This window comes from Stenotrophomonas sp. TWI1183 (assembly GCF_039673115.1).
Classification (GTDB): domain Bacteria; phylum Pseudomonadota; class Gammaproteobacteria; order Xanthomonadales; family Xanthomonadaceae; genus Stenotrophomonas; species Stenotrophomonas maltophilia_AA.
On record NZ_JBDJKZ010000005.1, the window covers coordinates 73,137 to 91,197 of the forward strand.

Annotated in this window: 15 protein-coding genes and 1 riboswitch; of the genes, 5 read left to right on the forward strand and 10 right to left on the reverse strand. The window is 66.9% G+C overall.

What is annotated here, in order from left to right:
- Positions 1-16 precede the first annotated feature (16 nt).
- Positions 17-2,548, reverse strand: a complete 2,532-nt coding sequence (locus ABE434_RS06780) for a prolyl oligopeptidase family serine peptidase (RefSeq protein ID WP_346478283.1) — start codon at positions 2,546-2,548, stop codon at positions 17-19.
- 126 nt (positions 2,549-2,674) lie between these two features.
- Positions 2,675-2,764, forward strand: a riboswitch (S-adenosyl-L-homocysteine riboswitch).
- A 35-nt stretch (positions 2,765-2,799) separates the two neighbouring features.
- On the opposite strand from ABE434_RS06780, the gene ahcY reads away from it, so the two are divergent.
- Together ahcY and ybaK are read left to right on the forward strand one after the other, a co-directional pair.
- Positions 2,800-4,245, forward strand: a complete 1,446-nt coding sequence (ahcY, locus tag ABE434_RS06785; RefSeq protein WP_176990380.1) for an adenosylhomocysteinase — start codon at positions 2,800-2,802, stop codon at positions 4,243-4,245.
- Between the two features lie 222 nt (positions 4,246-4,467).
- The gene (gene ybaK, locus ABE434_RS06790) at positions 4,468-4,941 is read left to right on the forward strand and encodes a Cys-tRNA(Pro) deacylase (RefSeq protein WP_346478284.1); all 474 of its coding nucleotides are present in this window, start codon (positions 4,468-4,470) and stop codon (positions 4,939-4,941) included.
- Positions 4,942-5,049: 108 nt separating this feature from the next.
- Here the strand turns inward: ybaK and ABE434_RS06795 are convergent, their stop codons facing one another.
- The 5 genes from ABE434_RS06795 to ABE434_RS06815 form a co-directional block, all read right to left on the reverse strand.
- On the reverse strand, positions 5,050-5,607 hold the full coding sequence (locus ABE434_RS06795) for a DUF3228 family protein (protein WP_346478285.1): 558 nt from the start codon (positions 5,605-5,607) through the stop codon (positions 5,050-5,052).
- 54 nt (positions 5,608-5,661) lie between these two features.
- On the reverse strand, positions 5,662-6,402 hold the full coding sequence (locus ABE434_RS06800) for a LytTR family DNA-binding domain-containing protein (protein ID WP_346478286.1): 741 nt from the start codon (positions 6,400-6,402) through the stop codon (positions 5,662-5,664).
- Positions 6,399-7,469 (reverse strand): histidine kinase, encoded by a 1,071-nt coding sequence (locus ABE434_RS06805; RefSeq protein WP_346478287.1) that lies wholly within the window; start codon positions 7,467-7,469, stop codon positions 6,399-6,401. Before ABE434_RS06805 ends, ABE434_RS06800 begins: the two co-directional genes overlap by 4 nt.
- A 20-nt stretch (positions 7,470-7,489) precedes the next feature.
- Entirely contained in the window at positions 7,490-8,410 is a 921-nt protein-coding gene (locus ABE434_RS06810; RefSeq protein ID WP_346478288.1) for an alpha/beta hydrolase, read from the reverse strand.
- Positions 8,411-8,531: 121 nt separating this feature from the next.
- Positions 8,532-9,422, reverse strand: a complete 891-nt coding sequence (locus ABE434_RS06815) for a TIGR01777 family oxidoreductase (RefSeq protein ID WP_346478289.1) — start codon at positions 9,420-9,422, stop codon at positions 8,532-8,534.
- Positions 9,423-9,547: 125 nt separating this feature from the next.
- Here ABE434_RS06815 and metF point away from each other — a divergent pair, with 125 nt between their 5' ends.
- Positions 9,548-10,375, forward strand: coding sequence for a methylenetetrahydrofolate reductase [NAD(P)H] (gene metF, locus ABE434_RS06820; RefSeq protein WP_179460769.1), 828 nt, complete (start codon positions 9,548-9,550; stop codon positions 10,373-10,375).
- A gap of 50 nt (positions 10,376-10,425) precedes the next feature.
- Positions 10,426-10,992 carry a hypothetical protein gene (locus tag ABE434_RS06825; protein ID WP_346478290.1) on the forward strand — a complete coding sequence of 189 codons (567 nt, stop codon included), beginning with the start codon at positions 10,426-10,428 and terminating at the stop codon, positions 10,990-10,992.
- Here ABE434_RS06825 and ABE434_RS06830 read toward each other — a convergent pair.
- The 3 genes from ABE434_RS06830 to ABE434_RS06840 form a co-directional block, all read right to left on the reverse strand.
- Entirely contained in the window at positions 10,982-11,941 is a 960-nt protein-coding gene (locus ABE434_RS06830) for a Nudix family hydrolase (RefSeq protein WP_346478291.1), read from the reverse strand. The two genes, ABE434_RS06825 and ABE434_RS06830, sit on opposite strands and share 11 nt — an antisense overlap.
- Positions 11,942-12,444: 503 nt before the next feature.
- On the reverse strand, positions 12,445-15,177 hold the full coding sequence (gene secA / locus ABE434_RS06835) for a preprotein translocase subunit SecA (RefSeq protein WP_346478292.1): 2,733 nt from the start codon (positions 15,175-15,177) through the stop codon (positions 12,445-12,447).
- A 168-nt stretch (positions 15,178-15,345) separates the two neighbouring features.
- Positions 15,346-16,296: a M23 family metallopeptidase gene (locus tag ABE434_RS06840; protein ID WP_019182479.1), complete on the reverse strand. Its 951-nt coding sequence runs from the start codon at positions 16,294-16,296 to the stop codon at positions 15,346-15,348.
- 12 nt (positions 16,297-16,308) lie between these two features.
- Here ABE434_RS06840 and ABE434_RS06845 point away from each other — a divergent pair, with 12 nt between their 5' ends.
- Positions 16,309-16,749 (forward strand): DUF721 domain-containing protein, encoded by a 441-nt coding sequence (locus tag ABE434_RS06845; RefSeq protein WP_026069663.1) that lies wholly within the window; start codon positions 16,309-16,311, stop codon positions 16,747-16,749.
- Positions 16,750-17,045: 296 nt separating this feature from the next.
- Here ABE434_RS06845 and lpxC read toward each other — a convergent pair whose 3' ends face one another.
- Entirely contained in the window at positions 17,046-17,957 is a 912-nt protein-coding gene (gene lpxC, locus ABE434_RS06850; protein WP_176990393.1) for a UDP-3-O-acyl-N-acetylglucosamine deacetylase, read from the reverse strand.
- Positions 17,958-18,061 lie beyond the last annotated feature (104 nt).

Here is an 18,061-nt window from a genome sequence, read left to right on the forward strand (position 1 = left end):
GACCGGCCGGGTGTGGTCAGCGCTTCTTCTTGACCGGCTTGCCCTCGCCGACGGTCTGCTCCAGCCAGCGCTCGCTTTCCGCCAGCATGGTCATGATCGATTCGCGCGCGCGGTAGGCATGCGATTCGTTCGGGAGCATCACCAGCCGCGAGGTGCCGCCCAGCCCCTTCACCGCGGCGAACATGCGCTCGCTCTGGATCGGGAACGTGCCGGAGTTGTTGTCGTCCACGCCGTGGATGAAGAGGATCGGGTCTTTGATCCTGTCGGCGTAGTTGAACGGCGACATCTTCTGGTAGACGTCCTGCGCCTGCCAGTAGTTGCGCTCTTCGGCCTGGAAGCCGAACGGGGTCAGCGTGCGGTTGTACGCGCCGCTGCGGGCGATGCCGGCCTTGAACAGGCGGGTGTGCGCGAGCAGGTTGGCGGTCATGAACGCCCCATAGGAATGGCCGCCGATCGCGATGTGCTCACGATCGGTCACGCCACGCCGCACCACTTCGTTCACGGCCGCCTCGGCATTGGCGATCAGCTGCGGCAGGTAGGTGTCGTTCGGTTCCTTGTCGCCCTCGCCGATGATCGGCATCGACGGGCTGACCAGCACCGCGTAGCCCTTGGCCAGGAACGCCTGCGGGCCCCAGTAGCTGATCGCGTTGAAACGGTACGGCGAGTCAGTCACCTGGCTGGCGGCTTCGGCGGTCTTGAACTCGCCCGGGTAGGCCCACATCAGCAACGGCAGCGGACCGTCCTTCTTCGCGTTGTAGCCCGGCGGCAGCATCAGCGTGGCGGTCAGGTCGACGCCATCGTTGCGCTTGTAGCGGATCTGCTCCTTGCTCACCCCACGCAGCTGCGGCAGCGGGTGCTGGAAGTGGGTCAACGCCGTCGGCGCCGCGGTGGCATCGGCCAGCGACTGCACGTAGAAGTTGGCCGGCTCATCGGGCGATTCACGGGTCAGCAGCAGCGAGGTGCCTTCCTGGTCGAGCAGTGCCACCGGCGCGGCATAGGACGGGGCCTGCGAGTGGAACAGACGCGTGGTCTGCTTGCTGTCCAGATCGAAACGGTCCACGAACGGACGGTCGCCTTCCGGCGAGGCGCCCAGCCCGTACAGGAAGATGCTGCGGCCATCGGCACTGACCTGCAGACGCGAGCGACCGTTGACGTCGCGCACCAGGCCCGGGCGGCCCGGGTCGTTGTAGCGGTCCTGCGATGAGCGCGCCGACAGCAGCTCGGCCGCCTTCTCCGGCTGATCTGGTGCGATCCGCCACTGCTTGACCTCGCGGTTCTTCCACCACGATTCGTTGAGCAGGGCCAGATCGCCACGGCCCCACTGGATGCCCGCATAGCGGCTGCCCAGCTGCGCCAGCGTGACCGGCGGCGTGTCGAAGGGGGCGGCCTGCATCAGCACCGCATCGCGCACCTTGGCCTCGCGGTTCGGGTCGCCGCCGTCCTGCGCTTCGGCCCAGACCAGGGTCGCCGGCGCATCGGCGCGCCAGTCGATCCGGCGCACGCCGGTGGCCACCGCATCGTTGCCGGTCGGCAGGCCTTCCTTCAACGGCAGGTTGGCGACGGTGTGTTCGAGCTTGCCGTCCACGGCGGACAGCACTTCGATGCGACGCGCGAACGCACTCGCCGGCACCAGGTAGGAGTACGGGCGCACGACGCGCTCGCTCAGCAGGTAGCGGCCATCCGGGGATGGGGTGACATCCCAGTAGACCCCACCGCTGGACAGCGGCGTGGTCACGCCGTTGAGCGCGACCTTGGCCGGCTGCGCGCTGGCGTAGTAATCGAACAGGCGCGCGTCGGCCTCGTTCTTGAGCATGTCCTGGTAGGTGCGGATCGTGCGGACGCCGGCGTCGGCCTCGGTCTGCTGGATCGCCGGGCCGGTCGGAATGCCGCCGGCGGCCGGTGCCGGACCCTGGCCCTTGAGCTGCTGCATCACCAGCAGGCCGCGGCTGTCGGGCTGCCAGCTGTAGCCATCGCCCATCACCGTGTTCAGATCACCTACCAGACGGCGCGCCGAGCCGGCATCGACATCGACGATCCACAGCTCATTGGTCCCGGTGGCGGCGTGCACCTGGTTGAAGGCGATGTACTTCTGGTCCGGCGACCAGGCAAACGTGGCGATCGACAACGGCTGCGGCAGTCCGGTGATCTGACGCTCCTTGCCGTCGGCCACGCTCATCAGCCACAGCTTGTCGGCGAAGCTGAAGCGGCTGGCCGAATGCGTGGCCGGGTTGATGCGCAGGCCGGCCAGCTTCAGTTCGGGCTGGGCGACGTCGTTGATCGACGGCAGCGGCGGGGTCTGCAGCAGCGCGGCCAGGTCACGGCGCGGGGACAGGCTCAGGGTCGGGGCACGCGGCGCATCGACCACGGCCTGCAGGGCCGGCGACGGCAGCTGGTAGCCGCCCTGATCGCCCTTGGCGGCCACGGCCTGCGCGGCGGTCCTGGCGGCCGGGGCGGCGGCCAGCGCCAGCGGCGGCACCGCCAGCAGGGCCAGGCCGAGGATCAAGGTATGGCGCCATTGCGGTGCGCGTCGACCATGGTTGCGTGTCATGTTCCGTCCCTATGCTGATACAAACCCCCGACCTTAACAGCCGGGCGCCGATCGCCCCCCTGCCGATGGTTGGGGGCAGGGGCCGATTCATGCCAATGCAGCGGGCCGCGATATAATGGGCGACCCTCCACCGAGGGGCGCTGCGACCGTTCCGGACCTTGTCCGGGGGCGGCCAGGCTCGGTGGCCAGGATTGGTTCCAACGGCGCCCGGCGAACACGAGTATCGACTCGTCATTACACCGGAGCTTTGAATGAACGCTGTTGCCAAGACCTTCTCCACCGAAGGCGATTACAAGATTGCGGATATCTCCCTGGCCGATTGGGGCCGCAAGGAGCTGGACATCGCCGAGCATGAAATGCCGGGCCTGATGTCGATCCGCCGCAAGCACGCCGCCACCCTGCCGCTGAAGGGCGTGCGCGTGACCGGCTCGCTGCACATGACCATCCAGACCGCGGTGCTGATCGAGACCCTGAAGGACATCGGCGCCGACGTGCGCTGGGCATCGTGCAACATCTTCTCGACCCAGGACCACGCCGCTGCGGCGATCGCCGCGTCCGGTACTCCCGTGTTCGCCTGGAAGGGCGAGTCGCTGGAGGAATACTGGGACTGCACCCTGGACGCGCTGACCTTCACCCTGCCCGACGGCACCCTGACCGGTCCGGAACTGGTGGTGGACGATGGCGGCGACGTGACCCTGCTGATCCACAAGGGCTACGAGCTTGAAAACGGCAGCACCTGGGTCGATGAAAAGGCCGCCTCGCACGAAGAACAGGTCATCAAGAACCTGCTCAAGCGCGTGGCCAAGGAGCGCCCGGGTTACTGGGGCCGCGTGGTCAAGGACTGGAAGGGCGTCTCCGAAGAGACCACCACCGGCGTGCACCGCCTGTACCAGCTGGCCCAGGCCGGCACCCTGCTGATCCCGGCGATCAACGTCAACGACTCGGTCACCAAGAGCAAGTTCGACAACCTGTACGGCTGCCGCGAGTCGCTGGCCGATGGCCTGAAGCGCGCGATGGACGTGATGCTGGCCGGCAAGGTCGCCGTGGTCTGCGGCTACGGTGACGTGGGCAAGGGCTGCGCCGCTTCGCTGCGTGCTTACGGCGCGCGCGTCGTGGTCACCGAGATCGATCCGATCTGTGCCCTGCAGGCCGCGATGGAAGGCTTCGAAGTCAACACGATCGAATCTACCCTGGGCCGTGCCGACCTGTACGTCACCACCACGGGCAACAAGGACATCATCCGCATCGAGCACCTGAGCGCGATGAAGGACCAGGCCATCGTCTGCAACATCGGCCACTTCGACAACGAGATCCAGGTCGATGCGCTGGTCGGCTTCCCGGGCGTGCAGCACGTCAACATCAAGCCGCAGGTGGACAAGTACGTCTTCCCGAACGGCAACGCGATCTTCCTGCTGGCCGAAGGGCGCCTGGTCAACCTGGGCTGCGCCACCGGCCACCCGAGCTTCGTGATGTCCAACTCGTTCGCCAACCAGACGCTCGCGCAGATCGACCTGTGGGCGAACAAGGACAGCTACGAGAAGAAGGTGTACCTGCTGCCGAAGAAGCTGGACGAGGAAGTCGCGCGTCTGCACCTGGAAAAGATCGGCGTGAAGCTGACCACCCTGAGCCAGGAACAGGCCGACTACATCGGCGTACCGGTGGATGGTCCGTTCAAGCCGGAGCATTACCGCTACTGATCGGCATGCCGGTCCAGTTGCGTTGAAAACAGACGGGCGCCGAAAGGCGCCCGTTTTTGTTGGGTTGAACGCCGTCACGACCAACGGTCGTGACCTACCAGGTGGCGGACATTGACCGTTGGTCGGCGCGCAGAACACGGTAGGTACCGACCGTTGGTCGGTACGGCTGTTCCGATAGCCTGGGTCAAGCCGACAGGCCGTACCCCACGCTACGATGCCGCCATGACCCCCGCCATCAATCTATTGAAGAAATCCGGCATCGCGCACAGCGTGCTGTCCTATCACCATGACGCCGCCGCCGAATCCTACGGTGGCGAGGCAGTGCAGCAGCTTAGGCTGGATCCGGCGCAGGTGTTCAAGACGCTGCTGGCAAGCACCGAGACGCACGAGCTTCTGGTGGCGATCGTACCGGTGAGCGGCATCCTGGACCTCAAGGCACTCGCCGCCGCGGCCGGCTCCCGGAAGTGCGGGATGGCCAACGCCGAGGCGGCGCAGCGCGCGACCGGTTACCTGGTCGGGGGCATCAGCCCATTGGGGCAGAAGAAGAGGCACCGCACCTTCCTCGATGCGAGTGCGCAGTTGCTGCCCAACGTGCACGTGAGCGCCGGGCGGCGTGGGCTGGAGGTGGCGCTGGCACCGGCCGATCTGCTGCAGCTCACCGAGGGCAGCTACGCGACCATCGGAAAACCACGTTGAACGGTAGTGCCGGCCGCTGGCCGGCTCCTCAGTCTGTTTGACGAACGAAGCAAGGGACGCGAGGAGCCGGCCAGCGGCCGGCACTACCCGACTGCGGGCTCCTGCGCCTCAAGGCCGCCAGTTGGCGTTGCGGTCCCAGAACGTCACCGCGCGCTGATACGCCTCGCGATCCAGCGGCACGCCCGAGCCGCCCTCTTCCACGCCCAGCGCATTGCGCATCATGGTGATCGGCGCCATCGGCACTTCTTCCGGTTCGGCGGTGTAGATGCAGCCGACGATGCCCCAGTCCGCGTCGATGGGTGAGCCCTCTTTGGCCAACTGCCCGGCGCTGTACAGGATGACGACCAGGTAGTTCGCACGCGGCGATTCCACGCCTTCAAACCAGCGCACCAGCACCGGCAGTTCCTCGCGGTTGCGCGCCTCATACCCGCTGCGCAGCTGGTGGCTGTTGGCGTCGGTGATCGGCACGGTCAGGCAACGCGTGGAGGTCCAGTTCTCATACACATGCAGCTTGCAGAACGGCGCGTAGCCATCGAGCACCTTGAACGGCGCATGCGTATTGAGGTGCTGTTCGAACTGCTCGGCGCTGCAGTCCTGGATGGTGTTGCCGCGCGGGACACGCGGGAACAGGCGGGGACGGGCGAACGCGGTAAGGACGATGGACATGGGCACGGTCAGGCGGTGGAGATCCCGCACAGGGTAACGCGTGCGGCGCGGGCCCTACAGCGCGAGCCGCTCACGCAGCTCGCGCGCCTGCCGCCGCGACACCTCGACCTGGCTGCCGTCATCCAGGGTCAGGTCGTAGCCATCGCCCAGGGATGGCTCGATCGCCCGCACGCGACGCAGGTTGACCAGCGTGTTGCGGTTGGCGCGGAAGAACAGCGCCGGCGACAGCCGCGCTTCCAGCGTACTGAGGCTGCGCGCCAGCACCGCGTTCTGGTCGCGGAACCACAGCCGTGCATAGTTGCCGTCGACCACGACCTTGCGGATTTCGCCCAGTGCGACGAACCAGCAGCGCTCGCCGTCGCGCAGGAACACCTGATCGTCGGCGCCCAGCGCATCGCGAACACTGTCCGTCGCAGCGGGGGCGGCCGGCGCCGGGAGGCGCTCCCGACCGCGTTCCAGCGCCGCCTGCAGGCGGCCTGCTTCCACCGGCTTGACCAGGTAGTCGAGCGCGTTGGTTTCGAAGGCGCGCACCGCGTACTGGTCGTAGGCCGTGACGAACACGACCATCGGCACCGTCTCCAGTCCGTCGAGCACGTCGAAGCCTTCGCCCGAGGGCATCTGCACATCGAGCAGGACCAGGTCGGGCTGCTCGCGCAGGATCGCCTCGCGTGCCGCGGGCACGTCGTCGGCCTCGCCGACACACTCCACCCACGGGATCGCCGCCAGCAGGGTGCGCAGCTCGCGGCGCGCCAGCCGCGCATCGTCCACGATCAACACGCGCAGTGAAGCACTCATTGCTGCACCTCCAACCGGGCCAGCATGCGCTCGCCCTGACGCTCCAGCAGGAACGTGCCCCGGCCGGAGGGTGATGGCACCGCATCGATGCCAAGCTGCGCGCGCAGATAGGCCAGCCCGATGCCGTGGCCTTCGCTGCCGGCGTCGTGCGCGGCGGGATTGTCCAGCTCCACCCGCAGCCGGCCGCCCTCGAGGTACGCGCGGAGATGCAGCTCGCCACCGCCGGGATGGACCGCGATGCCGTGCTTGATCGCGTTCTCCACCAGCAGCTGCAGCGCCATCGGTGGCAGCCGTGCGGACAGCGCGGCCGGATCGATGTCGGTGTGCACCCGCAGGCGGTCTTCGTAATGGATCGACTCCACCGCCAGGTAGTCCTGCACCACGCGCCACTCCTCGGCCAGGGTGACCCAGCCGCCATCGGTATGCACCAGAGCATGGCGCAGCGTGCTGGACAGATGGGTGACCATGTCGCGTGCCCGTGCCGGATCTTCGTTGATCAGCGCGCGCAGGTTGTTGAGGGCATTGAACACGAAGTGGGGATTGAGCCGCGCACGCAGCGCCTGGTGCTCCAGCGTCGCCCGCTGCGCTTCGGCGCGCAGCTGCGCCATCTCGCTGTGCCGCGCACGCTGCAGCGCGCGGCGGCCGGTCCACAGCGCGCACCACACGCCCAGCACGATGGCGGTATTGAACCAGTAACCGAAGACCGCGGCCGGGCGATAGTTCGCACGCTGTCCCGGCAGCTGTACCCAGTCCCAGGCCAGCGCGGGCAACAGCGCGGTGGCGGTGAGCAACTGGGTAGCCGCCGCCACGATCACCACCGCGAGCAGCAGCCGCCACGTCAGTCCAAGCAGATCGCGCTGCAACCAGTCATGCCGCAGCGCCCAGCCGCGGATGAACGCGCTGCCCGCCCACAGGGAAAGCGACACCATCACAGAGATCAGGACGATGCCGGACCAGTGCCCTCCGTAGGTGAACCCGAGCAGCAGGCTCACGCCAAGGTAGACCAACCAGAACGCGCTGTTGCGCCACCAGAAACCGGTATCGCGTGCTGTCCGCTTCTCGCTCATCGTCTCCACGCTGCTACCGGTCAGGGCGCCACAGGCAGATCAAGGAAGCCCCGAATCTGCGTCTGCAGCCAGCGGGGATCATCCCACATCAGGAAATGGTAGCCGGCCCGACTCATCTTGATCCGCACGCCGGGCAGCGCGGCGTACTGGGTCGCAAACACCTGCCGCGTGCTGGCTTCGGTCGCACCGAACGGCTGATAGGCGGCCCACGCGCCCAGCACCAGCACCGGCGTGGTGATGCCGGCGATCGGCTCGCGCAGGTCGGTCATCGTCATCGAATACATCGCGTTGGCGGTGGCGGCGCGGTCACTGTCGCGCCCCCACTGCTTCAAGGTCGCGACCTGCCCGGGGGCGTGCGCCATGTTGGCGACCGCGGCATCGGTCTGTGCCGCGTACTGCGTGGCGTCGGCGGCGAGCATGCCGGCCCGCATCTGCTCGGCCATCGGCCTGAGCGTCGCAGGCGTTGCCGCCGGATTCTGGACCGCGCCGAAGTACGGCAGGGCATCGACGATCACCAGTGGCCCGATCTTCCGTGGCGCCGCGATCGCCATCTGCAGTGCCAGTACGCCGCCGAGACTGTGGCCGATCACGGCCGGATGATCGAGCCTGCGGTCCGCGCTGTAGGCCAGCAGGCGGTCACGCATGGCGCTCAGGAAATCAGCGCTGGCCACGGCAGGCGCACCGGCAAAGCCCGGCAGCTGGATCAGATGGCATTGCACCTGCGGCTGCAGCGCGACGCAGGTCTCGCGCCAGACCTCGGCGCCGCTGTTCAGGCCCGGGATCATCAGCACCGGCCGGCCGCTGCCGATCACCTCGACCTGCAGATCCTGGAAGCGCTCGGTCGCCGCGTGGGCCGGGCTGACCAGCGTGGCCCACGCGGTGAGGGCAAGCGCGGCCAACGGCGCGAGGGAGTGGATACGGCGGTGGCGGACGGTCGACATGGCAGGCTCCTGCTGGGTGAGCAGGGAGACTGGCGCGGGTCGAGGCGGCGGGGGTAATTACATGAGCAGCGGCCGTGGACAGGCGATGAGCGGTCGCGTGAGGCGGATGAACATCCGCGCCTCAGCGCTCCGGCGCGCCCACGATCGCCTGCAGCGCCTCCGGCAGCGTCGGATACTGGAACGCGAAGCCCTCGGCCAAGGCGTGCACCGGCTGCACGTTCTGTCCGGTCAGCAGCAACCCGGCCATTTCACCGAAGCCCAGCTTCAGCGCGAAGGCCGGCGTGGTCAGCCGCGCGGGACGATGCAGCACCTCGCCCAGCGTGGTGGCGAAGGTCCGGTTGGTGACCGTGCCGGGCGCGGTGCCGTTGTAGGCGCCGCGCGCCTGATCGCGGGTCAGCAGCCACAGGATCATCCCGACCAGGTCTTCGCGATGGATCCAGCTCATCCACTGCCGGCCATCGCCCATCGGCCCGCCGAGCCCCATCCGGAACGGTGGCAGCATCTTCAGCAGCGCGCCGCCCTCGCGTTCGAGCACGATCCCGGTCCGCAGCACGCAGGTGCGCACGCCCAGATCCTCGGCCTTGAGCGCCTCGGCCTCCCACTGCCGGCACAGCATCGCGGCGAAGTCATGGCCGGGCGAGGCGGTCTCGTCCAGCGGTGCGCTGTCGCGCGGTCCGTACCAGCCGATCGCCGAGCCGGACACCAGCACCCTGGGGCGCTCGGGCAGCGCGGCCATCCACGCCAGCAGCGCCTGCGTCGTGCCGATCCGGGAATCGCGCAACGCCTGCTTGCGTGCATCGGTCCAGCGGCCGTCCATCAATGGCTCGCCCGCCAGATTGACCACGGCCTGGACGGGGCCGACCTCCGCCAGCGCCGCAACGCTGCGTACGCCCGGCTGCGGGTCATGGCCGGGGCGGCGGGTCAGGACGATCGGTTCGTGGCCGTCGGCCAGCAGGCGCGTGCACAGGCGGCGTCCGATGAACCCGGTGCCACCGGTGACGAGAATCTGCATGGTCGTGCTCCGTTGAAGTTCACCGTCACTGTACCCGGCGCCATGTGCAGACGACATGCCACGTACTTCACATTCATCGCGATGAAGAGATATGATTCACCCACACCCGCCGACGCGCCCCGCCCATGACTGCCATCAGCTTCGAGTTCTATCCGCCCAAGACCGACGAGCAGCGTGCCCAGCTGGACCGGACTGCGGCCAGGCTCAAGGTGTTCGCGCCGGAATATGTGTCCTGTACGTTCGGTGCCGGCGGCTCGACGCTCAGCTACACCTCCGAGACCGTCCGTCACCTCAAGCAGCACCATGGCTTCGACGCGGCTCCGCACCTGTCCTGTGTCGGTGGCAGCCGCGAGGAGATCCGCGAACTGCTCAAGCTGTACCGCGCGATCGGCTGCCGCCGTATCGTCGCCCTGCGCGGTGACCTGCCCTCGGGCATGGGCCATCCCGGCGACCTGCGCTATGCCTCCGAACTGATCAGCTTCATCCGCGCCGAGCACGGCGATGCGTTCCGGATCGAAGTGGGCGCGTATCCGGAGACCCACCCGCAGGCCAACGACGCGCTGCTGGACCTGAAGCACTTCAAGACCAAGATCGACGCCGGCGCCGATGCGGCGATCACCCAGTACTTCTTCAACGCCGACGCCTACTTCCACTTCGTCGATGCAGTGCGCAAGCTGGGCGTCACCGTGCCGATCGTGCCGGGCATCATGCCGATCTCCAATTTCAGCCAGCTGCGGCGCTTCTCCGAGCAGTGCGGCGCGGAAATCCCGCGCTGGATCGGCAAGCGCATGCAGGCCTATGGCGATGATGCCGAATCGGTGCGCGCATTCGGTGCCGAGGTGGTGGCCAGCCTGTGCGAACGGCTGGTCGCCGGCGGCGCGCCCGGCCTGCACTTCTACACCCTCAACCTGGCCAAGCCGACCACCCAGGTGCTGAAACTCCTGCGCAGCTGAGCCTGCGACGCATCGCTTGCAGATAACGCGTACGCCGCTACGCTGCTGCGATGAAACCGCTCGTGTGGCTCCTGCTGTGTGCGCTGTCCCTGCCCTCGCCGCCTGCGCTGGCGCAGGCAGTGCAGCGCGTGAACCGCTGCACCACCGCGCAGGGCGATACCGTCTTCACCGACCGCCGCTGCGATGCCCTGGGCGCGACCTCGCGGCTTCCCGCGCGCACGGCCAGCGTGGGCAACACCGGCATCTACCGCGCCGGCTGCGCGCGCCGGCTCAGTGAATTGACCGGGCAGATCCGCGACGCGGTCAGCGCCCAGGACGTCAACCGGCTGTCCTCGATCTACCTCTGGAGCAACGTCTCCAACGCCACCGCGAACCAGATCATCGGGCGGCTGGAATCCGTCGTGCAGCGCCCCTTGGTCGACATCGCCCCGGTCTACCCGGATGCCGCCCCGGTGCCGCTCGACCCCGGGCTCGTCGCCGTGGGCACGACGGAGGCACCGGCACGACCGCGGCCGGTCGGCCTGCGGCTCGAACAGACGCTCGGCAGCGCGGCCACCCCGGCCCGCACGGTATTCGGCCTGCGCCGTCAGTACGGCTGCTTCTGGATCACGCTGTAGCCGGCCACAGCGACCGGATCGCCGCGATGCCCTGTGCGCCATGCCGGCGCGCCTCGCCGATATCGCCGGGGGCCATTCCGCCCAGCGCGTACAGCGGCAACGACACCTGCTCGCGCAGCGCCTCGAAGGCCTCCCAGCCCAGCGGCGTGGCGTCCGGGTGGCTGGCCGTCGCCTGCACCGGCCCCAGCACCGCGAAATCACAGCCCAGCCGCTGCGCTGCCTGCAGCTGCGCCAGATCGTGGCAGGATGCCGCCACCAGCTGACCCGCCGGCAGCGGCCGCTCATCCAGCGCGAGCAGCTGCTCACTGCCCAGATGCACCCCGACCCCCAGCCGTCCGGCGAGGTCGATGTCCCGGTTCAGCAGCCACTGGGTGCGCGCTCCATGCTGCTGGATCACGCGCTCGGCCAGCGCCACCCGCGCCGGGCTGGACGGCGTGCGCAGCTGTACCCGGCGCACCCCGCTCTCCAGGGCCTGCGCCAGGCGCCCCAGCCAAGCCTGGTGGACGCTGTCCTCCTCGCCCTCCGGCTCCGGCGTGATCAGGTACCGGTCCGGCTGCCGCAACGCCGCGACCACCGGCAGGTCCGCCGGCGGCATCGAATACCGGTGCAGCTTGTCCGGCGCCACCCAGGTGATCGCCTGGCCCTCCCGGCCACGCGGGGAGCCCTTCCAGCCCTGGATCCGGCGCACCTCCAGCCGGAGCCGCTTGTCCGGATAGATCTGCGGTACATCCATGATCCACTCACCGACCTCGGCCTCGATCCCCAGCTCCTCGCGCAGCTCCCGCACCAGCGCCTCCTCGGAGGTCTCGCCGGGCTCCCGCTTGCCACCCGGGAACTCCCACAGGCCCGCCATATCGCGGTTCTCGGTACGACGGTTGAGCAGGATGCGGCCGCGGGCATCGGTGATGACGCCGGCCACGACATGGATCGAACGAAGGGGAGATGACATACCCGGAGGATGCCCAAACCGGGGCCCGTGACGCAATGCCCCTGCGGTTAGTTGTGGGGGCTCGCTGTGGCTCGTGGTGGCGTCTCCGCTCGGAGCTGCCGCGAGCGCAAGGGCCCCGCAGCGACCGGCAGGCCCCTCGGCAAATGTCCCCCGGCCGCCGCCTGGCGGCGACGGCCTCCTCCTTGATTTTGCCCAGGAGCCTGCCGGCCGCTACGGGGCTCGCGCGCGGTAGGAGTGCGGAAAAGCGGACCTTGCTGTTGGGCGCCAGTAGTCTCGATACGTGGGGCGCGATGCCGTTGTGGGCGAAATCAAGGAGGAGGGGACGGCCGCAGGCCGGCACCGGGGGCGTCGCCGACAACGGCATCGCGCCCCAGCGCCCGACCCATCGACCGCCGCCCCTGGAGAAGGTCAGAACGCCCCACATGCCTTCCCTGCAGAGGGCAGAAGAACCAAAAAAAAGCCCCGCACAAGGCGGGGCTTCTTCGGCACGTCCAATCAGCCGATCAGCTCAGCTGACCATGGCAGTGCTTGTACTTCTTGCCGCTGCCGCACGGGCACGGATCATTGCGGCCGACCTTCGGCTCGTCGCGGGTGACCTGCGGCACGCCATTCTGCGCCGCCTCCACCTGTGCTGCCTCTTCGTCCGCACTGTAGCTGCCGGCGTCCTGGTGCTGGAACTGCGACTGCAGCAGACGCGCCTCCGCCTGCTGGCGCTCGGCCTGTTCCAGCGCCGCCACTTCCTCTTCGCTGCGGATGCGCACGCGCGCCAGCAACGTCACCACTTCGCGCTTCACGTTCTCCAGCATCTCCGAGAACAGCTCGAACGCTTCCTTCTTGTATTCCTGCTTCGGCTGCTTCTGCGCGTAACCACGCAGGTAGATGCCCTGGCGCAGGTAATCCATGCGCGCCAGGTGCTCCTTCCAGCTCTGGTCCAGCACGGTCAGCATCACGTGCTTCTCCAGCGCACGCATGGTCTCGTCGCCCACGCCGGCTTCCTTCGCGGCGAAGTGCTCGTCGACCTTGGCCTGCACCTTCTCGGCGATGCCCTCGGCATCCAGCTCCTCGTGCGCCTTGACCAGCTCGGTCAGCGACATGTCGATGCCGAAGTCCGAGGCCAGCGTCGCTTCCAGGCCCTGCAGGTCCCACTGCTCGTCGATCGAGTTCGGCGGCACGAAACGCGCCACCACGTCGAAGATCACGTCGCCGCGGATGCCATCCACGTTGTCCTTCACCGACTCCGCATCCAGCAGCTCATCGCGCTGGCTGTAGATCACCTTGCGCTGATCGTTGTTGACGTCGTCGAAGTCCAGCAGGTTCTTGCGGATGTCGAAGTTGTGCGCCTCGACCTTGCGCTGCGCCTTCTCGATCTGCCGGCTGACCAGGCGATCCTCGATGACGTCGTCTTCCTTCATGCCCATCATGCGCATCGCCTTCTGGACCCAGTCCGAGGCGAAGATGCGCATCAGGTTGTCTTCCAGCGACAGGTAGAAGCGGGACGAACCCGGATCGCCCTGGCGGCCCGAACGGCCACGCAGCTGGTTGTCGATACGACGCGATTCATGGCGCTCGGTGCCGACGATGTGCAGGCCACCGGCGGCCTTGACGGCATCATGGCGGACCTGCCACTCGGCCTTGACCTGGGCACGCTGTTCCGGCGTCGCGTCTTCGCCCAGCTCATGCAGCTGCGCTTCCAGCGAACCACCCAGCACGATGTCGGTACCACGGCCGGCCATGTTGGTCGCGATGGTCACCGCGCCCGGCATGCCGGCGTTGGCGATGATGGTCGCTTCGCGGTCATGCTGCTTGGCGTTGAGCACTTCGTGGTGCACGCCGGCCTTGCGCAGATGCTCGGACAGCATCTCCGACGTCTCGATCGAGGTCGTGCCCACCAGCACCGGCTGGCCACGCTCGTTGCAGGCCTGGATATCGGCCAGCACCGCGTTGAACTTGCCGTTGCGGTTGAGGAACACCTGGTCCGAACCGTCCTTGCGGATGGTCGGGCGGTTGGTCGGGATCACCACCACTTCCAGGTTGTAGATGCTCTGGAATTCGTAGGCTTCCGTATCGGCCGTACCGGTCATGCCGGACAGCTTCTTGTACATGCGGAACAGGTTCTGGAAGGTGATGCTCGCCAGGGTCTGGTTCTCGCGCTGGACCGGCACGCCTTCCTTCGCTTCCACCGCCTGGTGCAGGCCATCGGACCAGCGGCGGCCGGCCAGGGTACGGCCGGTGAATTCATCGACGATCACCACTTCGCCATCGCGCACGATGTAATCCACGTCGCGCTGGTAGATCGCATGCGCGCGCAGGGCGGCATTGAGGTGATGCACAACGGTCAGGTTCTGCGCGGCGTACAGGCCTTCGGTCTCGGCATTGAGGATGCCAGCCTCGACCAGCAGCGCCTCGGCATGCTCCATGCCCGCTTCGGACAGATGGACCTGCTTGCCCTTCTCGTCGACCCAGAAATCGCCCTCGCCTTCCTCGGCCTCCTGCTTGATCAGGTTCGGGACGATGCGGTTGACGCGGATGTACAGCTCCGGGGAATCATCGGCCGGGCCGGAAATGATCAGCGGGGTACGGGCTTCATCGATCAGGATCGAGTCGACTTCATCGACGATCGCGTAGTGCAGGCCGCGCTGGTGGCGGTCCGCACGGGACAGCGCCATGTTGTCGCGCAGGTAATCGAAGCCGAATTCGTTGTTGGTGCCGTAGGTGATGTCGCTGGCATAGGCCTCGCGCTTGTCACCGTGCGGCATGCCCGGGTAGACCACGCCCACGCTCATGCCCAGCCAGTTGTAGAGCTTGCCCATCTGCGCCGAGTCACGGCGGGCCAGGTAGTCGTTCACGGTGACCACGTGGACGCCCTTGCCTTCCAGCGCATTGAGGTACACCGGCAGCGTGGCGACCAGGGTCTTGCCTTCACCGGTGCGCATTTCGGCGATCTTGCCCAGGTGCAGGACCATGCCGCCGATCAGCTGGACGTCGTAATGGCGCATGCCCAGCACGCGGCGGCTGGCTTCACGGCAGACCGCGAACGCTTCGGGCAGCACCTTGTCCAGGGCCTCACCGTCAGCGATGCGCTGCTTGAACTCCGGGGTCTTGGCCTTGAGCTGCTCGTCGGAGAGCTTTTCGATTTCCGGCTCCAACGCATTGATCTTGGCGACGATGCGGTTGAGCTGGCGCAGCTGTCGTTCATTACGACTGCCGAAGACGCGGGTAAGCAGGCTGTTGATCATTGAAGGAACCGGTTGGAATGAGACGCCCCAACGGCGGCGCTTTCCCCGGGGGATGCGCACGCCGCAAACGAAACAGGGCGCACTGCGCCCTGTCTATGGCAACACCCATTGTAGCTTGGGACGGGGGTCCGGCGTTTCAAGCACCCCCGTTCAAGTTCGTTACCGTGATCAGCCCCGCGAAACGCGGCCGACCGGGGTGTTGCCGCCATCACCGAGGAACTTGCGCGGATTGACCACCTGGCCGCGTTCCCAGACCTCGAAGTGCACGTGGGCACCGGTGGAACGGCCCGTGGAACCGGCCTTGGCCACTTCCTGGCCGGCCCGGACCAGGTCGCCCGGCTTCACCACCAGGCGCGAATTGTGCGCATAGCGGGTCACATAGCCGTTGCCATGGTCCACATCGACCACGTTGCCGTAGCCGCCCTTCACGCCGGCGAAGCTGACCACGCCGTCGGCCACCGACATCACCGGGTCACCGACCTTGGCGTGGAAATCCATGCCCTTGTGGGTGGCCGCACCGCGACCGAACGGATCGCTGCGGGTGCCGAAGTTGGAGGTGATGTAGGTATTGCGGATCGGCATGCGCGAGGGCACCGCGTTCTGTTCGAGCTGGTGGTCGAACATCAGCGATTCCATCACCGACAGCTGGCGGCCTGAAGCAGCGAAGCGCTGCTCCAGCACCTGTAAGTCGGCGTTGACCGCGCTGACCGGGATGTCCTGGGTCGGGCCGGGCTCGCCTTCACCGAGGCCGGGGGTCTCGTTGAAGTCGAATTCGCCGTCCTCCAGTTTGCCCATCTGGGTGAGTCGTTCGCCCAGGGCATTGAGACGGGTGGCCTGCGCCTGCAGCTCGCCCATCCGCGCAGCCAGCGCGTTGACCTGGGTCTGAGCGTCCTTCTGGGCCTGCGCCAGTTCGCGTTCCTGCTGTGCGACCTTGGCGTGGAGCCGGGAATCGTTGAACATGCTGCCACCGATACCGGCACCGAAGCCGATCAGGCAGCCCACCCCCAGCACACTGCCCAGCAGGGCACGGGGGGAATCTTCGAAGTAGAAACGCAAACGCGCCAGCGGCGTCTTGGCCTGTCCTTCACGCGTTTTGATTACGATCTTTTTGAATGCCATCAGTGAGTTTTCATGTCTGAGCCGAAATCCAGTGCCCGTTCCCCATCCACGCCGAAGCCGGCGCTGGATGCGGTCATGGCGGACAAAGCCGGTAACCCGCTGCGTCGTGCCCTGTGGCTCGACGCGCTGGACCGTCAATTGCGCCCCCATTTGCCGCCTGCACTGGCCACCCGTTGCCGGCTGGCGAATGTAAACGGCGAGCACCTCGTTTTTCTCGTCGAATCTCCCGTGTGGCACGCCAAGGTCCGGCTTGCCGAAGCACAGTTGATCGACGCGGCCCGGTCCATCGGGCTGAAGGTCACCAAGGTGACCGTCAAAACAGCATCTGCCCCTCCCCCACGCTCCCCAGCGATCGACAACAGGAATGGCCCCCACGCTGTTTCAGCCGCCACGCACAAAGGGCTACGCGACGCGTTGGCTTGTCTGCGCGATGTGGATTCCTCCAAATCGTGAAGCCATCGGGGCATCCCGCCCCTTCCCGGCCGCGTCACGATCACGTGAACTTTGGCTGGGAGCCGGTCTGCACTGTAGCGGCCGAACCGCCGCCAGTCGTTAGTGTTTTATTAAATTAACGTTAAATCTGGCGAGAACCTTGATGAGGTTCACAAATCTGTGCGCTGTGCACCCCTACGGTTCATTGACGTCAAGATCACGCCGGTTTCAGCCCGCCGTGACCGCTGGAAACAGAAACGGCGCCTTGGGCGCCGTCTTTTTTTATTCCAAATCAATGGGTTGCAGCGAAACCGCGCTCAGGCGTACGCCGGCAGGCCGTAGACCACCGGCGCCGCAGCAGCCGGAGACTCGTAGCTGACCCACTCCCAGGCGCTGGCATCGGCCAGCAGGGCACGCACCAGCTTGTTGTTGAGCGCATGGCCCGACTTGAAGCCTTCGTAGGCACCCAGCACCTGGCCGCCGGCCAGGTACAGATCACCGATCGCGTCGAGGATCTTGTGGCGCACGAACTCATCGGCGTAGCGCAGGCCGTCGTCGTTGAGCACCCGGAACTCGTCGAGCACGATGGCGTTGTCCATCGAACCGCCCAGGCCCAGGTTGCGCTCGCGCATGTATTCCAGATCCCGCATGAAGCCGAAGGTCCGGGCGCGCGAGATTTCCTTGGTGTAGGCCAGGGTCGAGAACTCGATTTCCGCCCGCGACTGCTTGGCCGGGATCATCGGGTGGTTGAACTGGATGGTGAAACCGAGCTTGTAGCCTTCGTACGGCTCGAAGCGGGCGACCTTGTCGCCATCGGTGACTTCCACCGTCTTGAGAATGCGCAGGAAACGTTTCGGCGCGTCCTGTTCGGCGATGCCCGCCGACTGCAGCAGGAACACGAACGGGCCGGAGGAACCGTCCATGATCGGCAACTCGGCCGAGGACAGCTCCACGATGATGTTGTCCACACCCAGGCCGGCCAGGGCCGACATCAGGTGTTCGACGGTCTGGATCTTGGCCTCGTGATAGGTCAGGCCGGTGCACAGCGTGACTTCGGTGACCAGGTCCGCGCGTGCGGGCACTTCCACCACCGGGTCCAGATCGACGCGACGGAACACGATGCCATGGTTGACCGGGGCCGGGCGCAGGGTCATGTAGACCTTGTCACCGCTGTGAAGGCCAACGCCGGTGGCGCGGATCGTGTTCTTGAGGGTGCGTTGCGGAATCATCGGGGGGCAGGACCAGAAAGCGCGCGGTCAGCGCGGCTGTGACAAACAAGAATAACACGCACTACCGCTGTCCCTTCCGTGAACCGTGGTGCGTCGACAGCACT